The sequence below is a fragment of the Actinomycetota bacterium genome (assembly GCA_040757835.1).
Classification (GTDB): Bacteria; Actinomycetota; Geothermincolia; order Geothermincolales; family RBG-13-55-18; genus SURF-21.
The window spans coordinates 131663-150996 of sequence record JBFLWJ010000003.1; the positions used below are offsets into that span (position 1 = coordinate 131663).

The window sequence follows — 19334 nt, forward strand, 5'->3', positions numbered from 1 at the left end:
ACCGGCGGTTCACGGCAGGCCTGAAGCGAGGCGATGGCTTCGCCGCATCCCACCCTTTCCTTGCCCGCGGGGATGGATTATTGTAGATAGGATCGACCGTGGTTCTATGACCTGAGGACGGCCATTGGATAGCAAGATATATACGGTCCCTGAAGCGCAGGTATTCGAGCTTCTTGCCTCCAACCCGGAAGGGCTTGCCCCTGCGGAAGCCGCGCGGCGCCTGGAGCAGGAGGGCCGCAACGAGATCGAGAAGAAGCGCGGTACTCCCCTCTGGCGCAAGCTGCTTGTTAACTTCACCCACTTCTTCGCCATCATGCTCTGGTTCGCGGCGGTCCTCTCCTTCATTGCCGATATGCCGGAACTCGGTATCGCCTGCATAGCCGTGATCGTCATCAACGGCATCTTCACCTTCTGGCAGGAATTCAAAGCGGAGCGGGCCATCGAGAGCCTGCAGAAGATCCTGCCCAGAAGAGCCAGGGTGGTGAGGGGCGGTGTGGAGCAGGAGGTAGACGCCGAGGAGCTGGTGCCGGGAGAACTCGTGCTCCTGGAGGCGGGAAACAGCATCAGCGCCGACGCCCGCCTTATAGAAGCAAGAGAGATGCGGGTCAACAACTCCGCCCTCACCGGGGAATCCGAGCCCCAGATAAGGATCTCGGAGGCCCTGGGGGGAGGAAAGGCCGGCCTGGCCGACCTTCCCAATCTCATCTTCGCCGGCACCAGCGTGGTGGCGGGGAGCGGCAGGGCGGTGGTCTATGCCACGGGCATGAACACGGAGCTGGGCAAGATCGCCACCCTTACCCAGGAGGTGAAGGAGGCGCCCAGCCCCCTGCAGAAGGAGATGAGCAAGGTCATCAAGATCCTCTCCATCATCGCGGTCAGCCTGGGGGTGTTGTTCTTCTGTCTGGGCGCCTTCGTGATGAAGATGGGGGGGAGCAAATCCCTCATGTTCGGCATCGGTATCATCGTCGCCAACGTGCCCGAGGGCCTGTTGCCCACCGTGACCCTGGCCCTGGCCATGGGCACGCAACGCATGGCCAGCCGTAACGCCCTGATCAAGAAGCTGTCCTCGGTGGAGACCCTGGGTTGCACCACCGTCATCTGCACCGACAAGACGGGAACCCTGACCACCAACGAGATGACCGTGCGCGAGATCTGGGTCGCTGGACGAAAGGTCCGGGTCGAAGGCGTTGGTTACACCCCGACGGGCGAGTTCACCCGGGACGGTAAGCCCCTCGACGACGAGGATGGCCAGAGCCTGCTCAAACTGCTGCGCATCGCCAGTTTCTGTAACAACGCGCGCCTGATGCCGCCGGGCGAGGACGAGGAATCCTGGAGCATCCTGGGCGACCCCACCGAGGCGGCGCTGCTGGTCTCGGCATGGAAGTTCAACTACAACTACGAGACCGAACTGAAGCTCCAGCCCCGTTATTACGAGATCCCCTTCGATTCGCGGCGCAAGCGCATGACCACGGTGCATACGGTGGTGTCGGGCATGGAGGCACTGGTCAAGGGCGCGCCCATGGAGGTGCTGGCTTTATGCACCAAGTTGTGGGAACCCACCGGCATCCGCGAAATAACCGACGAGGACCGCAAGAGAGTCGCGGACATGAACGACGAATACGCCCTGCAGGCTTTACGGGTCATCGGCTTCGCCTACCGCGACGACCTGCCGGTGCAGAAGCACTACGAGATGGATGAGGTCGAGCGGGACCTCGTCTTCGTCGGCCTGGCGGGCATGCTGGATCCCCCTCGGCCGGAGGTCGAGAAGGCCATCGACGAATGCCGCACCGCCGGCATCAAGGTGATCATGATCACCGGGGACTACGGGGTCACCGCGGAGTCCATCGCCCGGCGCATCGGGCTGGTGCGCGGCAGGGACGCGCGGGTGATCACCGGCCTGGACATCGACGAGATGAGCGACGAGGAGCTGGGTGCCGTCCTCAAGGAGCCGGAGGTCATCTTCGCCCGCGTGTCGCCGGAGCACAAGATGCGGGTAGCCCTGGTCCTGAAGAGCCAGGACGAGATAGTGGCCATGACCGGGGACGGGGTCAACGACGCCCCCGCCCTCAAGGCGGCGGACATCGGCGTGGCCATGGGCATCACCGGCACCGACGTGGCCAAGGACGCGGCGGAGATGATCCTCACCGACGACAACTTCGCCTCCATCGTCAACGCCATCGAGGAGGGCCGTGCCGTCTACACCAATATCCGGCGTTTCGTCACCTACATCCTGGCCAGCAACATCCCGGAGATACTCCCCTTCCTCGTCTTCGTCATCTTCAAGGTACCCCTCCCCCTCACCGTCATGCAGATCCTCGCCGTGGACCTGGGCACCGACCTGCTCCCCGCCCTGGCCCTCGGCACCGAAAAACCGGAGCCGGGGATAATGGCCAAGCCCCCGCGGCCTCGCGACGAGAGACTGTTGAACACGAACCTGCTGGCACGTGCATACGGCTTTCTGGGCATGATCGAAGGGATCCTGAGCCTCGCGGCTTTCTTCTTCGTCTACCTGCTGGAGGGATGGCGGCCGGCCATGGGAATATCCGCCATGGCCGTCAGCGGCAGCGTCTACGTAATGGCCACCACCGCGTGCCACCATACCATCGTCACCACCCAGATAGGCAACGGCTTTGCGTGCCGGACCGAGCGGGAATCCATATTCAAGGTTGGCTTTTTCTCCAATACCTTCTACCTGTGGGGCATCCTGTCCGAGGTCATCATCCTCCTGGTCTTCGTGTACGTGCCGCCGTTCCCGAATTTCTTCGGGTTCGAGCCGGTGAGTGGATGGGTATGGCTGTTCATGTACGCATGCGCGCCGGCCTGCCTTGTCGCCGACGAGATCAGAAAAGCGATCATGCGGCGTTACGAGGCGGGAAAGGGCGGCACCACCGTTGATGTATCATTGGGGGAGGCGGCTTGATATGGGCTATCTGTCCGGGCGATGCGGTTGCTCGAGCTTATAGGGAGATGATGCGTTATGCACGTGGTGATCATGGGATGCGGCAGGGTCGGGTCCCGCCTGGCGCGGCGGCTGGAGCGGCAGGGGCACAGCGTCGGAGTCATCGATAAGGACCCGAGGGCTTTCCACCTGCTGGACGTGGACTTCAAGGGTATCAAGGTGGAGGGGATCGGATTCGACTCCGAAGCCATGGAGAAAGCGGGCATCCAGCGCGCCGACGTCTTCGTGGCCGTGAGCAGCGGTGACAACTCCAACTTCGTCTCCTGCAAGATCGCTAAAGACCACTACCGCGTGCCCAAGGTGCTGGCACGCATCTACGACCCGCGCCGTGCGCAGATCTACCGCCGTTCCGGCGTCCCCACCGTAGCGCCCGTAGCCTGGGCGACCAGCAAGATATCCGACCTCATCTTCCTCAAGCAGTCGTATTCCCGCGACACCTTCGGGAGCGGCGAAGTCGAGCTCATCGAGTTCGAACTGCCCGCCATGCTCGAAGGCAGGATGGTGCGGGAGTTCAAGATCTCCGGCGAGGTCCATATCGTCACCATCGAGAGGGAGGGCGGTGCGTTCATCCCCGTGTCCGGCACCACCCTGATGAAGGGCGATATCATCAACGCGCTGGTGCTGAGGTCCAGTATCCCCAAGTTCAAGAAGATGTTCTTCATGGACTAGAAAGCCAGGGAGGTTAAGAACATGAAGGCTTTGATCGTGGGAGGCGGGATGGTCGGGTCGTTCCTGGCCGACGTCCTCTCGCAGAAGAACCAGGTGACCCTGGTGGAAAAGGAGCCCGACAAGGTAGCCTCCCTCGCCGAGAGGCACAAGTCCGCGCGCATCGTCAACGAGGACGGTTGCGAACCCTGGGTGCTGGAGTTCGCCGGGGTGAGCGATGCCGACATCGTGCTGGCGGTCACCGGGGACGACGAGGATAACCTGGTGGTATCCTACCTCGCAAAATTCGAATACGAGGTGCCGCGCATCATCGCCAGGGTCAACAACCCCAGGAACCGATGGCTCTACAACAAGGAGTTCGGCGTGGACGTGGAGGTGAGCGCTCCCGATATCATCGCCACCATCGTGGAGGAGGAGACCTCCCTGGGGGAGATGATCACGGTCATGAAGCTGCAGTCCGGCGATATAGCGCTGGTGGAGATAACCGTGCCCGCGGACAGCCGCGCCGTGAACCACGCCCTCTCCGAGCTGGCTCTGCCCCCGGAGACCCTCATCGTCACCGTGGTCAGGGAGGACGCCATGCGCATCCCCACCGCGGATATGGTGCTCCAGAAGGGGGACAAGGTCCTGGCTATCACCAGCATGAACAACAAGACGGCCCTGGAGGCCCTCCTCGGCCACTGACCTCCAACCGTGTGCCCGCATGTCCTCAACCCGCGTGGAATACAGGCCGACAGAACCATAGGACGGATTCACCATAAGCCCTCGGAGGGCACGGACGGCAGGGAGCCACATGCGGAGGACGGAAAGGGCCGCGATCGTCGCGGCCGTGGTCTATATCCTGCTCGCGATAGCGATGGTTCTCAGCGCGGTGTTGCTGGTGAAGAGCGTGGCTATGTTCGCCGGCGGCATTCATACCGTGGTCAGGGCGGCCGCCTGTTTTCTGGTCTTCCTGGGCCTCAGGCTATCCCGGCGCCGCAGTGCCGATTTCCCCCTCGGCCTCTATAAACTGGAGAACCTGGTCGGCGTCATCGTGGGCCTTCTCATCCTCTTCGGCGCATACGAGGTGGCCAAGGAAGCCGTGGAGCTCATCGGGCCGGAGTCTGAAGCCATCTCCGATGTATGGATCCCCATCATGATCCTGGTTATCTGCGCAATGCTCGCCGGGATGCTGGCCTGGTATAAATGGCATGTCGGGAAGGGGGAGAACTCCCCCTCCCTCAAGGCGGAAGCCCGCCATTCCCTGGGCAGCATGTGCGCCTGCCTGCTCCTGGTGCTCGGATTGGGCATGGAGGAGGCCGGCGTCCCGGACATGGGCGCCGTGGTCGCCTTGCTGGTGGTGGCCCTGCTGGCCTGGTTCGGCGTGTCAATAGCCCTTGACGGCCTGAAAGTCCTCCTGGACGCCTCGGTGGAAAAAGAGGTCCTGGAGAAGGTGAGGTCCATCGCCGAAGGCGACGGCCGCATAAGCGAGGTGTACGAGGTGGAGGGGAGGAACTCCGGCAGCTTCCGCTTTATCGACCTGGACCTCGCCGTGGCTACCCACGACCTGAGGGAAGCGAACGCGGTCTCGCGGGAGTTGGAGGAGAGGATCCGCGAAGAGGTCGAGAACGTCGACCATATCACGGTGGAGTTCTCGCCCGAGACCACTCGCAGCCGCATATGCGCCGTTCCACTCGCGGACTCGGGGACAAGCCTGGCCGCTGACCTGTGGAAGGCGAAGAGGCTGGCCATCCTGGCCATCGACCCGGGCGGCGACAGGGTGGCTGCGAGGCGGACCCTCGCCATCCCCCACGAGAAGGACATGCCGGGCAGAGAGATACGCCTGGCGGCGTTCGTCGGCATGCAGGGGGTCGACGTTCTGCTCGAGGGCGGCGGGCGGCCCGGGGAAGCGCCGGCCGCGGACAGAGCTTCCATGCCATGTAACGGGCAGGAGACGGCCATGCGCGAGGCCCGGGACGTCCTCTCGGTATACGGCGTGGAGACCTTCCGGCTCACCGCGGCGATGACCCTGGACGACGCCGAGAAGGAGGCGCTCGAGCGCTTTTCCCTGGCCGCGCGGGAGGGCGGTGGATAGCATGCGCAAGACCGAAAAAGCGGCGCTGGTCTCCAGCCTGGCCTCGGCCGGAATGGCCGCGGCGATGCTCGCAGCCGGGTCAGTGTCGGGCAGCGTGGCCATCATCGCCATGGGTATAGACTCCACCGTGGATGTCTTTGCGTCCGCCGCGGTCTTTGCGGGCCTGCGCCTCTCGGAGCACCATACGCGCAGCTTCCCTGCCGGCCTGTACAAGCTCGAAAACCTTATCTCGGTGCTCATCGGGTTGATGATACTGTTCACATCGTATGAGCTGATCCGCGAATCCATCGACAAGATCTTCCGCAGCGGTGAGGAATTAGAGTCGGTCTGGCTGGTACTCCTGGTCATGGCGGCATCTACGGCGGTGACCCTGTTGGTGGCGAGATACAAGCGCCGCATAGGCAGGGAAGAGAACTCGCCCAGCCTGGTGGCGGACGCGGAGCGCTCGTGGGGAGACGTGATATCCGGGACCGCGGTGATGGTCGGGGTTAGCCTGGAGGCGCTGGGAGTGCCGGATATGGACGCTGTCGCCGGCCTGGTGGTGGCGCTCTATCTGGCTTGGGAAGGGATCCAGGTAGGCCTGGAGGGCTTGAGGGTACTTCTGGACGTCTCGGTGGAGAAAGACGTGCTGGAGCTGGCGCGGGAGGCGGCACAAGCGACCCCGGGGGTAAGGGAAGTGTACGATGTGCTGGGGCGCAACTCGGGCAGCTATCGCTTCCTGACCGTCTCGGTGGTGCCCACCTCCTACGATCTCCGTGCGACAGGCGAGGTCTCGGCCCGGGTCAGGGAGGCGGTCGAGGAGGCCGTCGAGAAGGTTGACCGCGTACAGGTGGAGTTCGTCGCGGAGATGGAGGGGCGAGCCCTCTGCGCCGTGCCCTTGCTGGACGACGGTGTGACCATCGCCGGGCGCCTCGAGGACGCGGTGTCCTTTGCCCTCCTCGAGCTGGATGAGGGGGACAAAGGGGTCCTGTCGCGCGATGTAACCCTCAACCCCTATGCCGATGATCCCGGGGGCGGGGGGGTGAAAACGGCGGCGTTCCTCTCCCTGCGCGGCGTGGATGCCCTGTTCACCAGGGATTCATTGCACGGCAGGGGGGCGGGATACGTCCTGGAGGAGAACGGCGTGATGCTGGTCGAGGACCCGGATGCGGGCGACCTCGCCGCCGCCGAGCGGGCGCTCCTTTCAGCCGTGACTGCAAACCGCGGCGGCGGCACGGGTCATGGCGCGGTACCGGGTGATGAAGGTGGGCGGGCCTAGACAGGCTGCAGGGCCAGGCGCGTTTCTCGTCCATCCGCGCGGCGGCGGAATCGCGCCAGGTCGGTGAAGGCCTCCAGGCGGGTGGCGACGCCCGCGCGGCCGGTCATCTCGTCTATGACCAGGGAGAGGACCGGTATGCCCAGGTCGCGCGAGACCTGGGGCAGGATGCTCTTGGCGATGGTCTCGGGCATGCAGGTGAAGGGCATGAGCTGCACCACGCCGTCAAACCCTAGGTCGTTATAGAGGACGGTATCCCCCACCGTGAACATGCCTTCCCCCCCCACCTTGTGGGTGAGGTAGGGCGCGGCCAGGCGCTCGGACCCGTGCTCGTGGTGCCCCAGCACCGGCCTCTCGCCGGAGGGACGCAGCCAGTCGGTGAGGTAGATGTTGCGCTCGACGAAGGCCCCCAGGTCGCCCAGCTGTTCCTCCACGTTGAGGTTGAAGAAGGGCTCCAGCACCAGGTAGAACTCGCCTACGATGCCGATCTTGATCTCCTCCCGCTCCACCCGTGGGACGGACTGCAGTAACGCGAACCCCTCCTCCTCCACCCCGGCGAGGGAGGCGTAGGAGTCCGTGTCCCACACCATCTCGTAGCAGCGCTTGAGGGCCGCGGTGGTCGCCCCCCGGTCGCGGTCCAGGTAGCGCTGGTGCAGCGCCTGGCGCTCCAGGCGGTCGATGAGGTGGGCCTTGGTGAGGGCGAACTTGAAGGCGCGGTAGAGCGAAGCCCAGGACCTGCCCTGCTTCAGGCGGTTGAGGTTGCGGATGGTCGCCGGTATGCGGGAGAGTTCGAACTCCAGGGGGACCATGGTGAACTCGTAGCCGGCTTCCTCGAGGATACGGCGCTGGGTCTCGGCATAGAACCCGAAACGGCAGGGGCCGCGCCCGGCCACCATGATCAGGGTGTCCGCCCCGTTCTCGATGGCCTCGATGAAGTTGCCCAGGGTGGTCTTGAGGGGGAAACAGGCGAACTCCGGTCCGTGGCGGGCTCCCAGCTCGAGGGTGCGCTGCGAATTGGGGGGCGGCAGTACATAGTCCACCCCCATCTCCTCGAAGAGGCTGCCCATGACGAACTCCAGGCTGCCCATGTGCGGCCAGCTTATCTTCATACCGCCACCGCCTCCCACGCCTCCTCAGACTGGCTCTTCTTGCGTCGCAGCATGTCCACGAAGGCCTCGATGCGGGTGAGGAAGCCTCCTTCCCCGGTATGTTCGTCCATGATCAGGGTGAGCATGGGCACTCCTCCCATGGCCTTGTTCTCCTGCTCGCAGAGGACGCGGATGATGGAATCGGGCCCGCAGGGAAAGGAGATCATGAAGATGATGCCGTCCACCAGCCGGTGCCTGGTGCAGGCGAGTATCGCCCCCGCTATCTCCTGCTCGTAGCTCCAGTAGATATCCTTGGGCAGGCGTTTGCATTCCTCGTCGCGGAGCTTCTCCGGCACCATGTCCGCGGTGACCACGTCAACGCCCATGGACCCAAGACGCTCGAGCAGGGACATGGTGGTAAAGGTGTCGTAGACGTTGTAATGGTGGCCGATGACCCCGACGCGCAACTCGCGCCCCTCGCACAGCAGGCGGTCCGCCTCTCCACGCAGCGCTCCCTTGTGGTCAAGGCCCAGGGTCAGCCGCTCCAGGTAGAGGCGGTGCTCCCGCCAGGCGGTCACTCCCGCCCCGATTATGCGCAGGGGGTCCACGGTGAACAGCCTTCCCAGGGCGTAGACGGCGCGGTAGTTGTGCCACAACCCCGACTGGAAGTCTATGGTCGGAGAGATGACCGGGACAGCGTCCCCCACCGCCACCCGCGCCAGGTCCGGGAGCCCCAGCATCTTGGGGCAGGTGTGGGTCCGCTTCTTCACGCTCACCAGTCGAGGCACGAACAGGGCGTCTACTTCACCTTTTAGCGCCAGGACGTGCCCGTAAAAGACCTTGACCGGCAGGCAGCTCTCGTTCTCCGCCTTGCTCACACCCGAGGTAAGGATAGAGCGGGTGGTCTCCCCCGACTCCACCACCTCCGCCCCCAGGGCGCGCAGGAAAGAATTCCACAAACGGCCATAGCGGTAATAGAGCAACCCGCCCGGGATGCCAACTCTCATTATTCTACCTGGTTCATCTGCTCATGCAGCGGCTTTGCGCAGGATAAGGTCCACCGCGTCCCCTACGGTCTCTATCTCCGCCGCGTCCTCGTCAGACACCTTGAATCCGAAGCGCTGCTCCATCTCCAGCAGCAGCTCCACCAGGTCCAGGGAATCGGCCTCCAGGTCATCCTCGAAGAGCGATCCCTCTTTGATCTCTTCCTCCGGCAGCTCCAGCGCTTCCGCCAGGGCTGCCCTTACCAATGCGAAAACCTCTTTACGGTCCATGTTCCCTCGCTGACACGACCGTCCGTCTACACGCCTACGGGCAGTGCCCTTCTCTGCAGCATATGCCTCCTTATAGCATATGCCGCCACCCCCACGAAAGGAAGCGCGGAGAATATGGCCACGTCGATTATGATCCGCCTGTGGCTATCCTCCCCTCCGACGCTCTCGCTGTCGAAGAGTTCCCGGGCACCCATGCTCTCGCAGAGTTCCTCCAGGTGCCGGGAGAATTCCGGCCCCGGCTCCAGGGGCTGGAGCGCGCTCCTGAGCGCGTTCACGGTATCCCGGTAGCGCCTGCCCCTGGCGCTCTTTTGCGTCCCGCTGCTCTCCATATCTTTCATCGCCCATCCTCCTTTTCGGAAAGGCCGCGGTGCAGGCTTATAAGGGAGCGGTGGATGAGCACCTTGACCGCCCCGGTGCTCTTGCCCATCACTTCCCCGATCTCCTTGTGCTTCATCCCCTCCGCGTAGCGCAGGATAAGGGCCTGCTGGCGCTCCTCCGGGAGGGTGCTCAACAGGGCGCGGATCTCGCGCCTCTCCTCCTCTCCCTCCACCTCCTCCTCGGGCGTGGGAGAGGTGTCCTGCAGGGGTTCCGTGGAATCAAGGTCCACGGTGCGGCGCCGTTTCGAGTTGCGATACCAGTTGGCCACGAGGTTGTGAGCTATACGCAGAAGCCAGGCAGAGAAGGGGATGCCCCGGTCCTGGTAACGGTCGAGATGGACGAGGGCGTGCAGGAAGACGCTCTCGGTGATGTCCTCGGCGTCTTCCGTGTTGCCAACGCGGTAATAGACATAGGTATACACCTTCTTGAGGTACTTGGTGTACAGGGCCTCGAAGGCCTCCCGCTCCTCTTTGGCCTTGCGGACCAGGGCACCGTCCTCATGGTGCGTCTTCTCGCTCGGGCTCCCGCTCGTCAACTGGCTCTCCCTTTCTCCATGACAGCTCCACATCCGTTATTATAAACACTCACGCCCACCCCTGGTTACCCACCCGCCTTCCCCCCCGCTCCGCCCGTAACCCATCAGTCCTCCCGCTCCGCCCCGTCTTTTCCTGTAGGGTGTGGGCCAGCATTTATACTGGCCCCGGTCGCCATTACAGATGGCTCCCGATCTGTAACCTGTAGGTCCTCCCGCTCCGCCCCGTCTCTTCCCCGTGGGGGGTCAGGCCTCGAGCCCTGCTGGATATGGGCATATTTTTTCAACGGAGGCTGGCAGCAAGACCAGAGAAGGGCCTGACCCCACTTTCCATTACCTGAGACCCGGCTTTCGGCAGAGCTAACCGCAAACGACTACCTACAACAGCACAATAATATGTTAGCATTGCCTTAAAAGGTCTCTATCAGGAGGTACAGATGGGAAACGTTCCCGGCGCCTATTGTCCTTTCCGCGTCTCCGCCATCGCGGGAGCCCTGTCGCCCTGTAACGACGAATGCTCTCTCTATATACCATCGTCCAAGATGCCGGCCCAGAAGAGCTGCGCCATATCCGTCCTGGGCATTTACGCCCTGCAGAGGATAATCTTCAAACAGCAGGATGAGACGGCGCCCCAGGGCCAGGGGCCGAGCATGCCGCCGCAGGCACAGTCCGAACTGTGAGCGACCGGAAACAGGCGGTAATAGCGCGATGAAAAGAGCGACAGTGCCCAAGCCCGGGGGGAAACTGCCCCACCACGTGGCCATCATCATGGACGGCAACGGGAGGTGGGCAGAGCGCCGCAACCTCCCGCGCATCGCCGGACACAAGGCCGGCGAGGAGTCCATAACGGAGATCGTACGCACGGCATCGGAATGGGGCCTGGGGGCGATAACCCTCTTTGCCTTCTCAACGGAGAACTGGAACCGCCCCGCCAATGAGGTCGAGTTCCTGATGAGCTTCAACCGCAACCTCCTCAACAACAGGGTGAACGAGTTCCACGAACGCAATATACACATACGGCACATGGGGCGCAGGGACAATATCCCCCGTTCCACCCTGCGGGCCATCGACAATGCCATGGAACTCACCAGGGACAACACGGGCATGACCTTGAACATCGCCTTCAACTACGGGGGCAGGGCCGAGATCGTCGACGCCGCACGCGGACTGGGCGCTGATATCTCTTCCGGCAAGGTCGCGCCGGATGAAGTGGATGAAGAGAAGTTCCGCTCCTATCTCTATGTGCCCGACGTCCCCGACCCGGACCTCCTGGTCCGCACGGCGGGAGAGATGCGTATAAGCAATTTCCTCTTATGGGAACTGGCCTATACGGAGCTGTACGTCACCGAGGTCCTCTGGCCCGATTTTCGCGCCCAGGACCTCGCGGACGCCATAACCGAGTTCCAATCGAGGGAACGCCGTTTCGGGAGCATCCAGGAGGAGTAGGCCGCCTTGGCCACCTACAAGGAAGAGGCGGTCGTCCTGCGCGCTCACGACCTGGGCGAGGCCGACCGCATATTGACCCTTATAACCGCCGGGCGCGGGCTGCGCCGCGCCGTGGCCAAGGGGATAAAGCGCACCAGGAGCAAGTTCGGAGGGCGCCTGGAGCCATTCACGCACCTCTCCGCCGTGCTCCATGAGGGCAGGAACCTGGATACGGTGGGACAGGCGGAGATCATCCGTTCCCATGCCCGCCTGCGAGCGGATTTCTCCAAGTTCCTCTACGGGGAGGCCATGCTCGAGATGATCGAGAAGTCCCTGCACGAGAACCAGAGCATCCCCCGCCTCTTCGACGCCCTCTGCTTGACCCTGGACATCCTGGAGGGCGACGTCTCCGACCCGGCGCTGCTCCTTGCCGCGTTCGAGCTCAAGGTTTGCGCCCTCATCGGCTACCATCCTCATCTGGACCACTGCCTGCATTGCGGGAGGAGGATCGAGGGGGAGCGCGTGTGCATGGACCTGTCCGGAGGCGGCATCAGCTGCGGCGCATGCTCCGGCGGGCTGGAGAGGCGCCTTGACGTCTCCCCCGAGAACCTGGCGCTCATGCGCAGCCTGCTGCGCGAGGACATGGCGACGGTGGCCTGCCGCGAGGAGAGCCCCCGTGCGTGCCGCGACGTGCTGATCACCGCTTTCCGCTTCTCCGAGAGCTTCCTCGACCGCCCCCTGAAGACACGGCAGGTGGTTCTGAGATACCTGAACGGCGGATAAAGACACGTCCGCCATTCTCTCCGCTTCAAAGAACCCGGGATTTCCCCGACTTTTTCTAAAACCCCAGCTAAATCGCTATTGACGCACTAATACCAAAGTAGTAGTGTAGTAATTGACCCCGAGAAGCTGGAGGCGAGACCAGCGGGGCGACTGGAAGGAAGAACCGGACGGCGCAAGCCGGATGGGGGAGCCGGAAGGGAGTTCTAAAGGACGAGCCAAGGGTTACTCGGGGTCACTTTTTCCTTTCATTCAGCGAACCGCATCCGGAACAGCCCAGACCACCCGCTGCGGTGTCCACGGATACAATCCCCGCCCGGAAACCCGTGGTGTTCCGCTGCCAGCGTCCTGCCCATTAACCCCTATTAAAACATAGGGCCGCATCGGGACCAGCCCGGACCTCCGTCGATAGCATGTACGCGTTTAAACCTCCGCCAGGAGATGCGTGGTGTTCCGCTGCCAGCGATGGGGAGGCGATTTGGGTGTTGCCGATCCCTTTGCGTCCCGGGACAGAGCGTGGTCTCTGTTGCTTATGCCCTATGCGAGGGCATAAGAGAATATCGCAACGTCCGAACTGGTCCGGTCCTAGCCCTTATTCCATGGCAGGAGGCGGAGGTATTCGTGCAGGATCTCCGTGGCGGAGCTGGTCCCGATGCGGTTCGCCCCCGCTCTAACCATGGTGATGACCGCTGCCAGGTCGCGGATGCCCCCGCTGGCTTTTACCCCGAACCCCGGTCCCACCACCTCGCGCAGGAAAGCGACGTCCGCTGCGGTGGCGCCGGCGGGGCCGAACCCCGTCGAGGTCTTCACGAAATCCGCGCCGGCGTCCCTGGCCAGGAGGGCCCCCTGCCGCATGTCCTCCCGGTTCAGGTAACACGTCTCCAGGATCACCTTCACCACGATATGGCCTTCCCCCTTGCCGGTGTCGTAGCGCCGTGCGAGGCCGACCACGGCGGCGATATCCTCCCTTACCCTTTCATACCTGCGGGAGCGAAGGGCCGAGACGTTGATCACCATGTCCAGCTCGCCCGCCCCCTGCTGCAGTGCGAACACCGCCTCCGCCCGCTTGTCGTCGGTGGAGACGTACCCGAAAGGGAAGCCGATGGGCGCCCCCAGGGTCACGCCGCTGCCCTCCAGCTCCATGCGGGCCATTGGAAGGTAGTAGGACGGCACGAAAACGCTCCTGAAGCGCGCATCGGCCGCTTCGCGCAGGAATTCGAGATAGTCACGCTCCGCGGCCTCGGGACGCAGCATGGTGGCGTCGATAATGCGCAGGAGATGGCCCACTGTGGGGAACATCTCCAGTGATTCGTCCATGTCCATCTCCCGCTCTCAGATCATGGTTATACCCACCGCGAAGAAGACCGCCAGCCCCAGGATGTCCATGGCCGTGGCCAGGAAAGGCTGCGAGGCCTTGGAGGGGTCCCTGCCCATGGCCTTTAGCAGCAGGGGCAGCAGGGAACCGAAGAGGGATGCGCAGACCACCGTGCATGCCATGGCCACCCCCACGATGATGCCGAGGCGGGTATCTCCCTGTATGGACCAGGCGAAGACGGAGATTATGGCGCCACTACAAACGGCGATGACCAGACCGATGCCAAGCTCAGCCGCGGTAATCCTGATGTAACTCCGCCTTGCCGTCCCCTCACCCAGCACGTCCAGGGACATGCGCGCCGCGCTCTGCAGGGAGACCGTGCCCCCCATGGCGAGGATGGCGGGGATGAAAAAGACCAGCGCGATATGCTCCTGCATGGTATCGGAGAAGGCGCGTAGAATGCCCCCGGCGACCAGCAGCTCCAGGGCCAGGGCGATGAGCACCCACGGCAGCCTCCCCACGATGGCGGCGGTGAAGGGAGCGTGTGCCCTGCTCTCCTCCGCTTCCCAGCTCCCCGCCAGGCTGTAGATGTCCTCCCTGGCCTCCTCTTCCAGCACGTCCATGACGTCGTCGACGGTCACTATGCCCAGCAGCCTGCCCTCGCCGTCCACCACGGGCACCGCCAGGAGGTCGTAACGGTCGATCATCGATGCCACCTTCTCCTGGTCTTCATCGGGGCCCACAGACCTCACATTGCGGTGCATGGTCTCCCTGACCTGCGCCTCCGGGTCCGCGATGATCAGCTCGCGCAGGGAGCAGACGCCGGTTAGACGGTTCTTCTCATCGTGGAAATAGAGGTAGTAGATCATCTCCACGTTCTCAGGCGCCTCGCGCAGCCGCTCCAGCACCCCGGCCACGGTGAGCTCCTCGCTGAGGCGCATGGCCTCCGGGGTCATCAACCCGCCCGCCGTATCTTCGCCATGCGCGAGCAGGCGGCGAAGTTGACCCGCCTTGAGGGGGCTCATGGATGCGAGGATCCCCTCGGAGGTCTTGTCGGGCAGGTCAGCCAGGAGGTCCACGGCGTCGTCGGGGGGCATCTCGGAGATGATCCGCGTAGCGAGTCCGCGGGCGAGCCCCTGCATCACCTCTACCTGGCCGTCCTCGGACATCTCCAGGAGGGCATCGGACGATTCCCCGACGTCCCATGCCTTGAAGATCCGCAGCCTCTCGCCGTAAGGAACGCTCTCCAGGACCTCGGCCGCATCCGCCGGCTGCAGGCCGTCGAGGAGCGCCAGCGCCGCCTGCATCTTCCCCTGCCCCAGGAGGCCGCTCAGGCTCTCCCCCAGCACCCGGTTTCTCTCGTCCATCCCACCATGGCTCCTCGTTCGGGGCTCAATACCCCATCCTCTTCAACATCTCGGGCTTCTTCGACCAGTCTTTCTCCACCGCCACCTGCAGCCTGAGAAAGACCCTGTTCCCCAGCAGTGGCTCGATCTCCGCCCGTGCCCGGGTGCCTATCTCCTTGAGCATCCTGCCGCCTTTGCCGATGATGATGCCCTTCTGGGAATCGCGCTCGACGTAGATGGCTGCGTCGATGTCCGCGAGGTCGCCCCCCTCCCTCATCTCGATACCCTCCACGACCACGGCGACGCTGTGGGGGACCTCCTCCCGGGTGAGTTGCAGCACCTTCTCGCGGATGAGTTCGGCGACGATGAAGGTAGCGGGCTGGTCCGTGAGGGTATCCTCGGGGTAATATCTCGGACCTTCCGGCAGGGTCTCCACGATGCGCTCGATGACCGCATGCACGTTTTCCCCCGTCTTGGCGGAGATGGGGATGATACCCGCGAAATCACCCAGCTTCTCCGCCACCGCCACCTGCGCTTCCACCTGGTCGGGGGTGAGGCGGTCCATCTTGTTCAGCACCACCACCACGGGGGTGTCCAGCTCAGCCAGCTCCGAGGCGATGAAGATATCCCCACTGCCGATAGACTTGGTGCCGTCCAGGATGAAGACGATGGTATCCACTTCCGAGAAGGTCTCGCGCACCGCCCGGTTGAGGCGCTCGCCCAGCGCACCCTTGGGCTTGTGAAACCCCGGGGTATCCACGAAGACCACCTGGGCGTCATCCCGCGTCAATATGCAGCGGATCTTGTTCCTGGTGGTCTGGGGTTTTTCGGAGATGATGGCCAGCTTGCGGTGCATGAGGTTGTTCAGCAGTGTGGATTTTCCGACGTTCGGGCGGCCAACGATACCAACGAACCCGGACCTGTGCTTCGCTTCGGGCTCCAAACTGTCCCCCTTACGCTGTCCTCAACACCCACTCCCGGTGCTCTCCCGGCCCCCGGCCGCCGCGGCGGGAGCCGATAAAAACCCTGTTAAGATTCTAACATCAATGCGGTGCACGGTTCTCCACGGGATTAATTGCTATAATTAACCATTATATGACTATATCTGGGAGAAGCGGCGCATGTGTATGTTGGTGAGCAGGCCGATGGCCGCCAGGCTGACGATGAGGCTGTTGCCCCCGAAGCTGATGAACGGCAAGGGGATGCCGGTTATGGGCATGATCCCCATGGTCATGCCCACGTTCACGACCACCTGGAAGCCGAACATGATCACGATCCCGTAGGCGATCATGGTGCCGTAAAAATCCCGCGCGTTGTTGGCTATGCGCACGCCCCGCCACAGCAGCAGGCAGAAGGCCCCGATGAGGATGAGAGCGCCGATGAGGCCCAGTTCCTCGCCGATGACCGCGAAGATGAAGTCGGTGTGGTGAGCGGGCAGGAAGTTCAGGTTGGTCTGGGTTCCCTGCATGAGGCCCTTGCCCACCAGCTGCCCGGAACCGATAGCGATCTTCGACTGCAGCAGGTGGTATCCGGCCTCCTGGATGTTGGACCCCTGTTTGAGGAAGGCCGTGAAACGCTCGAGCTGGTAGGGCTTGAAGATATGGAAGACGAACCCCAGGGTGAAGGCGATGGCCCCCGCGGCCACGAAACCGATCCAGTAGCGCATACGGCAACCCACCAGGAATAGCATACCCAGGAGGATGGCGACGAGCACCAGGGTCGTGCCCAGGTCGGGCTGCAGGAAGATGAGGAGCATGAAGGGCAGAGCCCACAACAGTGGGATCATGAAACTGCGCAGCGAGTCCGGCTCGGCCTTGTTGTCGGAGAAGAAGTTCGCCAGCACCAGGACGAGCACCAGCTTGCAGTACTCCGACGGCTGGAAATCGATGGGTCCCAACGAGATCCAGCGCGCGGAGCCCATGACCCGCTCGAAGAAGAGGACGACGATGAGGAAGAAGAGAAAGGCCCCGTAGACGAAGGGCGTGGCCACTTTCAGCCGCCGGTAGTCGAAACTGAGCATCACCCCCATGAAGATGAGTCCTATTAGCAGGCTGATGGAGGTCCGGAGCACGTAATAAGTGGGGTTGCCGGGGGTATCGTCCCGGGTGGCGCTGTACTGCATGAGCATGCCGAAGGCGATGAGGAAGAAGGTGATGGCCAGCAGAGTCCAGTCGATGTGCCGCATGGGCAGCCCGCTGAGGCGCCGGGCGACCTCATCGGTCTGCCTCCTCTCCGTGACCTTGGGTGCCAGCACCCTGCCCAGACGTTCCGGCATGTATGCTCCTTAGTCTCCGGCGATACCGCTCTGAACCTGGCCCGGCGGGATGCCGAAGACGTGCTCGAGGATGCGCCGGGCTACCGGAGCGGCCATGGCGCCCCCGAAACCGCCCTCCTCGATCATCACCACCACCACGTACTGAGGGTTATTGGCGGGCGCGTAACAGGCGAACCACGCGCAGGGCTGCTTGCCCTGCACCTCCGCCGTCCCCGTCTTGCCCGCCACGGGGATCTGCGCCAGGGGAAACCCTGAAAAGGCCCCCGCCGCGGTACCGCCGCCCCAGGTGACCCCGGTAAGGGCGGAACGCACGACGTTCAGGTTGGCGGGGTCCACGGCGATGCCCAAGGGGTTGTCCCTGTTGGTGATGTCGCCGATCTGCTGCGGCTGGATGACCTCAAACGTCTCGCCCTGCCATGTCAGGACCTCCTTGCCCACGTGGGGGCGGAAGAAGGGGCCGCCGTTGGCGATGGCGGCGTAGGCGTTGGCGAGTTGCAGGGGGGTGACCAGGATGTCGCCCTGCCCCACCGCCATGTTGACCGTGTCCCCGGGATACCAGCGCTGGTAGTCGGGATTACCCTGGTTGAACTCCCACTTCCACTGCGGCGTCGGCACTCTGCCCTCGAACTCGTTCGGCAGGTCCACCCCGGTCTGCGACCCCAGACCGGCCAGCACCGAGTAATCCTGCAGGCGGGTCACCCAGCCGTCGCGCTCGCGGTTCTCGTAGAAAGAGTAGCCTAGATCGTAGAAGGTGACGTCGCACGACTCGATGATCGCGTTGGTAAAATCGATGCTTCCGTGGGTGCCCCAGCAGGTCTTGGGGAAGTCCTTGAACTCGCCGCGGTTGAAGACGTGGTTGCAGTAGAAGGGGGTGTAGGCGGTCACGCCCAGGTCTTGCAGGGCGGCCATGGCGGTGATCAACTTAAAAGTGGACCCCGGGGGGTACTGGCCCACGATGGCCCGGTTGTTCAGGGGGGCGTTGTTGGCGGGGTCGTTCAACTGTTCCCACTCCTGCTCGTCGATGCCCCCCACGAAGCTCTCCAGATTGAAGGTGGGCTCGCTGGCCATGGCCAGGATCTCCCCGTTGCGCGGGTCGAGCACCACCGCCGCGCCGGCCGGCGCATTGTAGTTCTTGCCCCTCTCTTTGTCGTAGAAGGTGCGTGCGCGGGCCATCCCGTCCCGCAGCGCCTGCTCCGTCACCTTCTGCAGTTCCTTGTCCAGGGTAAGCACCACCGACTTGCCGGGGTTACACTCCTCCTCCCCCAGCATCTGCAGGGGCATCCCCGCCGCGTCCACCTCCCATATCTTCTTGCCGTCCACGCCGCGCAGGATGTCCTCGTAGAAGGCCTCCACGCCGGAGGTCCCCACGATGTCCCCCGCCTTGTAGCCCTTCTCCTGCAGGGTTTCCAGCTGTTCTTCCGTGATCTCTCCCAGGTAACCAAGGACGTGCGCCGCCAGGGTCTCCTCGCCCTCCTTATACTCGCGCACCGGCATCTCGTCCGCCTGCACCCAGGGGAAATGGACTTGCCTCTCCGAGATGTAGAAATAGACCTGAGGGTCGACGTCTTTCTTGATCAGCACCGGCTCGTGGGGCTGGACGTCCTCTCCCTGCACCTTGTCCATGATCTCCTGCGGTTCCATGCCCAGCATCTCCGCGAGGCGGGCCACCTCACCCTCCTTGTCCTCCAGTCTCTCGAACTCGGTGGGGAGCACGAAGACAGAGAGCGCCTGGCGGTTGATGACCATCTCCTGGTTGTTGCGGTCGAGGATGTTGCCGCGGCTCGCCTCGAGGGCCACCTCGCGGATGCGGTTGCCCTCGGCCATGGCGCTGTAGTTGTCGCCCTGTACCACCTGCAGGAACCACAACCGCACCACCAGCACGGCCACCAGCGCGCCCACGAACAGCACGAAGAGCGTGAAGCGGTGGACCATGGCCCCTTTCTGCTGCGGGTTTATGGCCATGTCCT

Annotated in this window: 18 protein-coding genes; 8 read left to right on the forward strand and 10 right to left on the reverse strand. The window is 63.5% G+C overall.

Annotated features, from left to right (window positions below):
• Positions 1 to 124: 124 nt before the first annotated feature.
• From AB1384_04510 to AB1384_04530, 5 genes are all read left to right on the forward strand, one after another.
• Positions 125 to 2920 (forward strand): cation-transporting P-type ATPase, encoded by a 2796-nt coding sequence (locus AB1384_04510; protein ID MEW6553534.1) that lies wholly within the window; start codon positions 125 to 127, stop codon positions 2918 to 2920.
• A gap of 57 nt (positions 2921 to 2977) precedes the next feature.
• Positions 2978 to 3628: a TrkA family potassium uptake protein gene (locus AB1384_04515; GenBank protein ID MEW6553535.1), complete on the forward strand. Its 651-nt coding sequence runs from the start codon at positions 2978 to 2980 to the stop codon at positions 3626 to 3628.
• Between the two features lie 21 nt (positions 3629 to 3649).
• The gene (locus tag AB1384_04520) at positions 3650 to 4309 is read left to right on the forward strand and encodes an NAD-binding protein (protein ID MEW6553536.1); all 660 of its coding nucleotides are present in this window, start codon (positions 3650 to 3652) and stop codon (positions 4307 to 4309) included.
• Positions 4310 to 4418: 109 nt separating this feature from the next.
• Positions 4419 to 5699: a cation diffusion facilitator family transporter gene (locus AB1384_04525; protein ID MEW6553537.1), complete on the forward strand. Its 1281-nt coding sequence runs from the start codon at positions 4419 to 4421 to the stop codon at positions 5697 to 5699.
• Between the two features lies 1 nt (position 5700).
• On the forward strand, positions 5701 to 6957 hold the full coding sequence (locus AB1384_04530; protein MEW6553538.1) for a cation diffusion facilitator family transporter: 1257 nt from the start codon (positions 5701 to 5703) through the stop codon (positions 6955 to 6957).
• Here the strand turns inward: AB1384_04530 and AB1384_04535 are convergent.
• From AB1384_04535 to AB1384_04555, 5 genes are read right to left on the reverse strand one after another with little or no spacing between them, the layout of a single operon-like run.
• Positions 6954 to 8063, reverse strand: coding sequence for a CoA protein activase (locus AB1384_04535; protein MEW6553539.1), 1110 nt, complete (start codon positions 8061 to 8063; stop codon positions 6954 to 6956). The two genes, AB1384_04530 and AB1384_04535, sit on opposite strands and share 4 nt — an antisense overlap.
• Positions 8060 to 9049, reverse strand: a complete 990-nt coding sequence (locus AB1384_04540) for an acyl-CoA dehydratase activase-related protein (protein MEW6553540.1) — start codon at positions 9047 to 9049, stop codon at positions 8060 to 8062. The genes AB1384_04535 and AB1384_04540 overlap by 4 nt, the downstream gene beginning before the upstream one ends.
• Positions 9050 to 9070: 21 nt before the next feature.
• Complete coding sequence (gene acpP, locus AB1384_04545; protein MEW6553541.1) at positions 9071 to 9316, reverse strand: acyl carrier protein; 246 nt, start codon at positions 9314 to 9316, stop codon at positions 9071 to 9073.
• Between the two features lie 26 nt (positions 9317 to 9342).
• Positions 9343 to 9654, reverse strand: coding sequence for a hypothetical protein (locus AB1384_04550; GenBank protein MEW6553542.1), 312 nt, complete (start codon positions 9652 to 9654; stop codon positions 9343 to 9345).
• Positions 9651 to 10229 (reverse strand): sigma-70 family RNA polymerase sigma factor, encoded by a 579-nt coding sequence (locus AB1384_04555; GenBank protein ID MEW6553543.1) that lies wholly within the window; start codon positions 10227 to 10229, stop codon positions 9651 to 9653. The genes AB1384_04550 and AB1384_04555 overlap by 4 nt, the downstream gene beginning before the upstream one ends.
• A gap of 434 nt (positions 10230 to 10663) precedes the next feature.
• Between AB1384_04555 and AB1384_04560 the strand changes: the two genes are divergently transcribed.
• The 3 genes from AB1384_04560 to recO are packed head-to-tail and all read left to right on the forward strand — an operon-like array spanning position 10664 to position 12434.
• Complete coding sequence (locus AB1384_04560) at positions 10664 to 10906, forward strand: hypothetical protein (protein ID MEW6553544.1); 243 nt, start codon at positions 10664 to 10666, stop codon at positions 10904 to 10906.
• 28 nt (positions 10907 to 10934) lie between these two features.
• Positions 10935 to 11672, forward strand: coding sequence for an isoprenyl transferase (locus AB1384_04565; protein MEW6553545.1), 738 nt, complete (start codon positions 10935 to 10937; stop codon positions 11670 to 11672).
• Between the two features lie 6 nt (positions 11673 to 11678).
• The gene (gene recO, locus AB1384_04570; protein ID MEW6553546.1) at positions 11679 to 12434 is read left to right on the forward strand and encodes a DNA repair protein RecO; all 756 of its coding nucleotides are present in this window, start codon (positions 11679 to 11681) and stop codon (positions 12432 to 12434) included.
• 582 nt (positions 12435 to 13016) lie between these two features.
• On the opposite strand, the gene deoC is transcribed toward recO, so the two are convergent.
• The 5 genes from deoC to mrdA form a co-directional block, all read right to left on the reverse strand.
• Positions 13017 to 13748: a deoxyribose-phosphate aldolase gene (gene deoC / locus AB1384_04575; GenBank protein MEW6553547.1), complete on the reverse strand. Its 732-nt coding sequence runs from the start codon at positions 13746 to 13748 to the stop codon at positions 13017 to 13019.
• Between the two features lie 15 nt (positions 13749 to 13763).
• Positions 13764 to 15113, reverse strand: a complete 1350-nt coding sequence (gene mgtE, locus AB1384_04580) for a magnesium transporter (GenBank protein ID MEW6553548.1) — start codon at positions 15111 to 15113, stop codon at positions 13764 to 13766.
• A 25-nt stretch (positions 15114 to 15138) separates the two neighbouring features.
• Entirely contained in the window at positions 15139 to 16035 is an 897-nt protein-coding gene (gene era / locus AB1384_04585; protein MEW6553549.1) for a GTPase Era, read from the reverse strand.
• A gap of 156 nt (positions 16036 to 16191) precedes the next feature.
• Positions 16192 to 17367 carry a rod shape-determining protein RodA gene (gene rodA / locus AB1384_04590; GenBank protein ID MEW6553550.1) on the reverse strand — a complete coding sequence of 392 codons (1176 nt, stop codon included), beginning with the start codon at positions 17365 to 17367 and terminating at the stop codon, positions 16192 to 16194.
• A 9-nt stretch (positions 17368 to 17376) separates the two neighbouring features.
• The gene (mrdA, locus tag AB1384_04595; protein MEW6553551.1) at positions 17377 to 19329 is read right to left on the reverse strand and encodes a penicillin-binding protein 2; all 1953 of its coding nucleotides are present in this window, start codon (positions 19327 to 19329) and stop codon (positions 17377 to 17379) included.
• Positions 19330 to 19334: the final 5 nt, after the last annotated feature.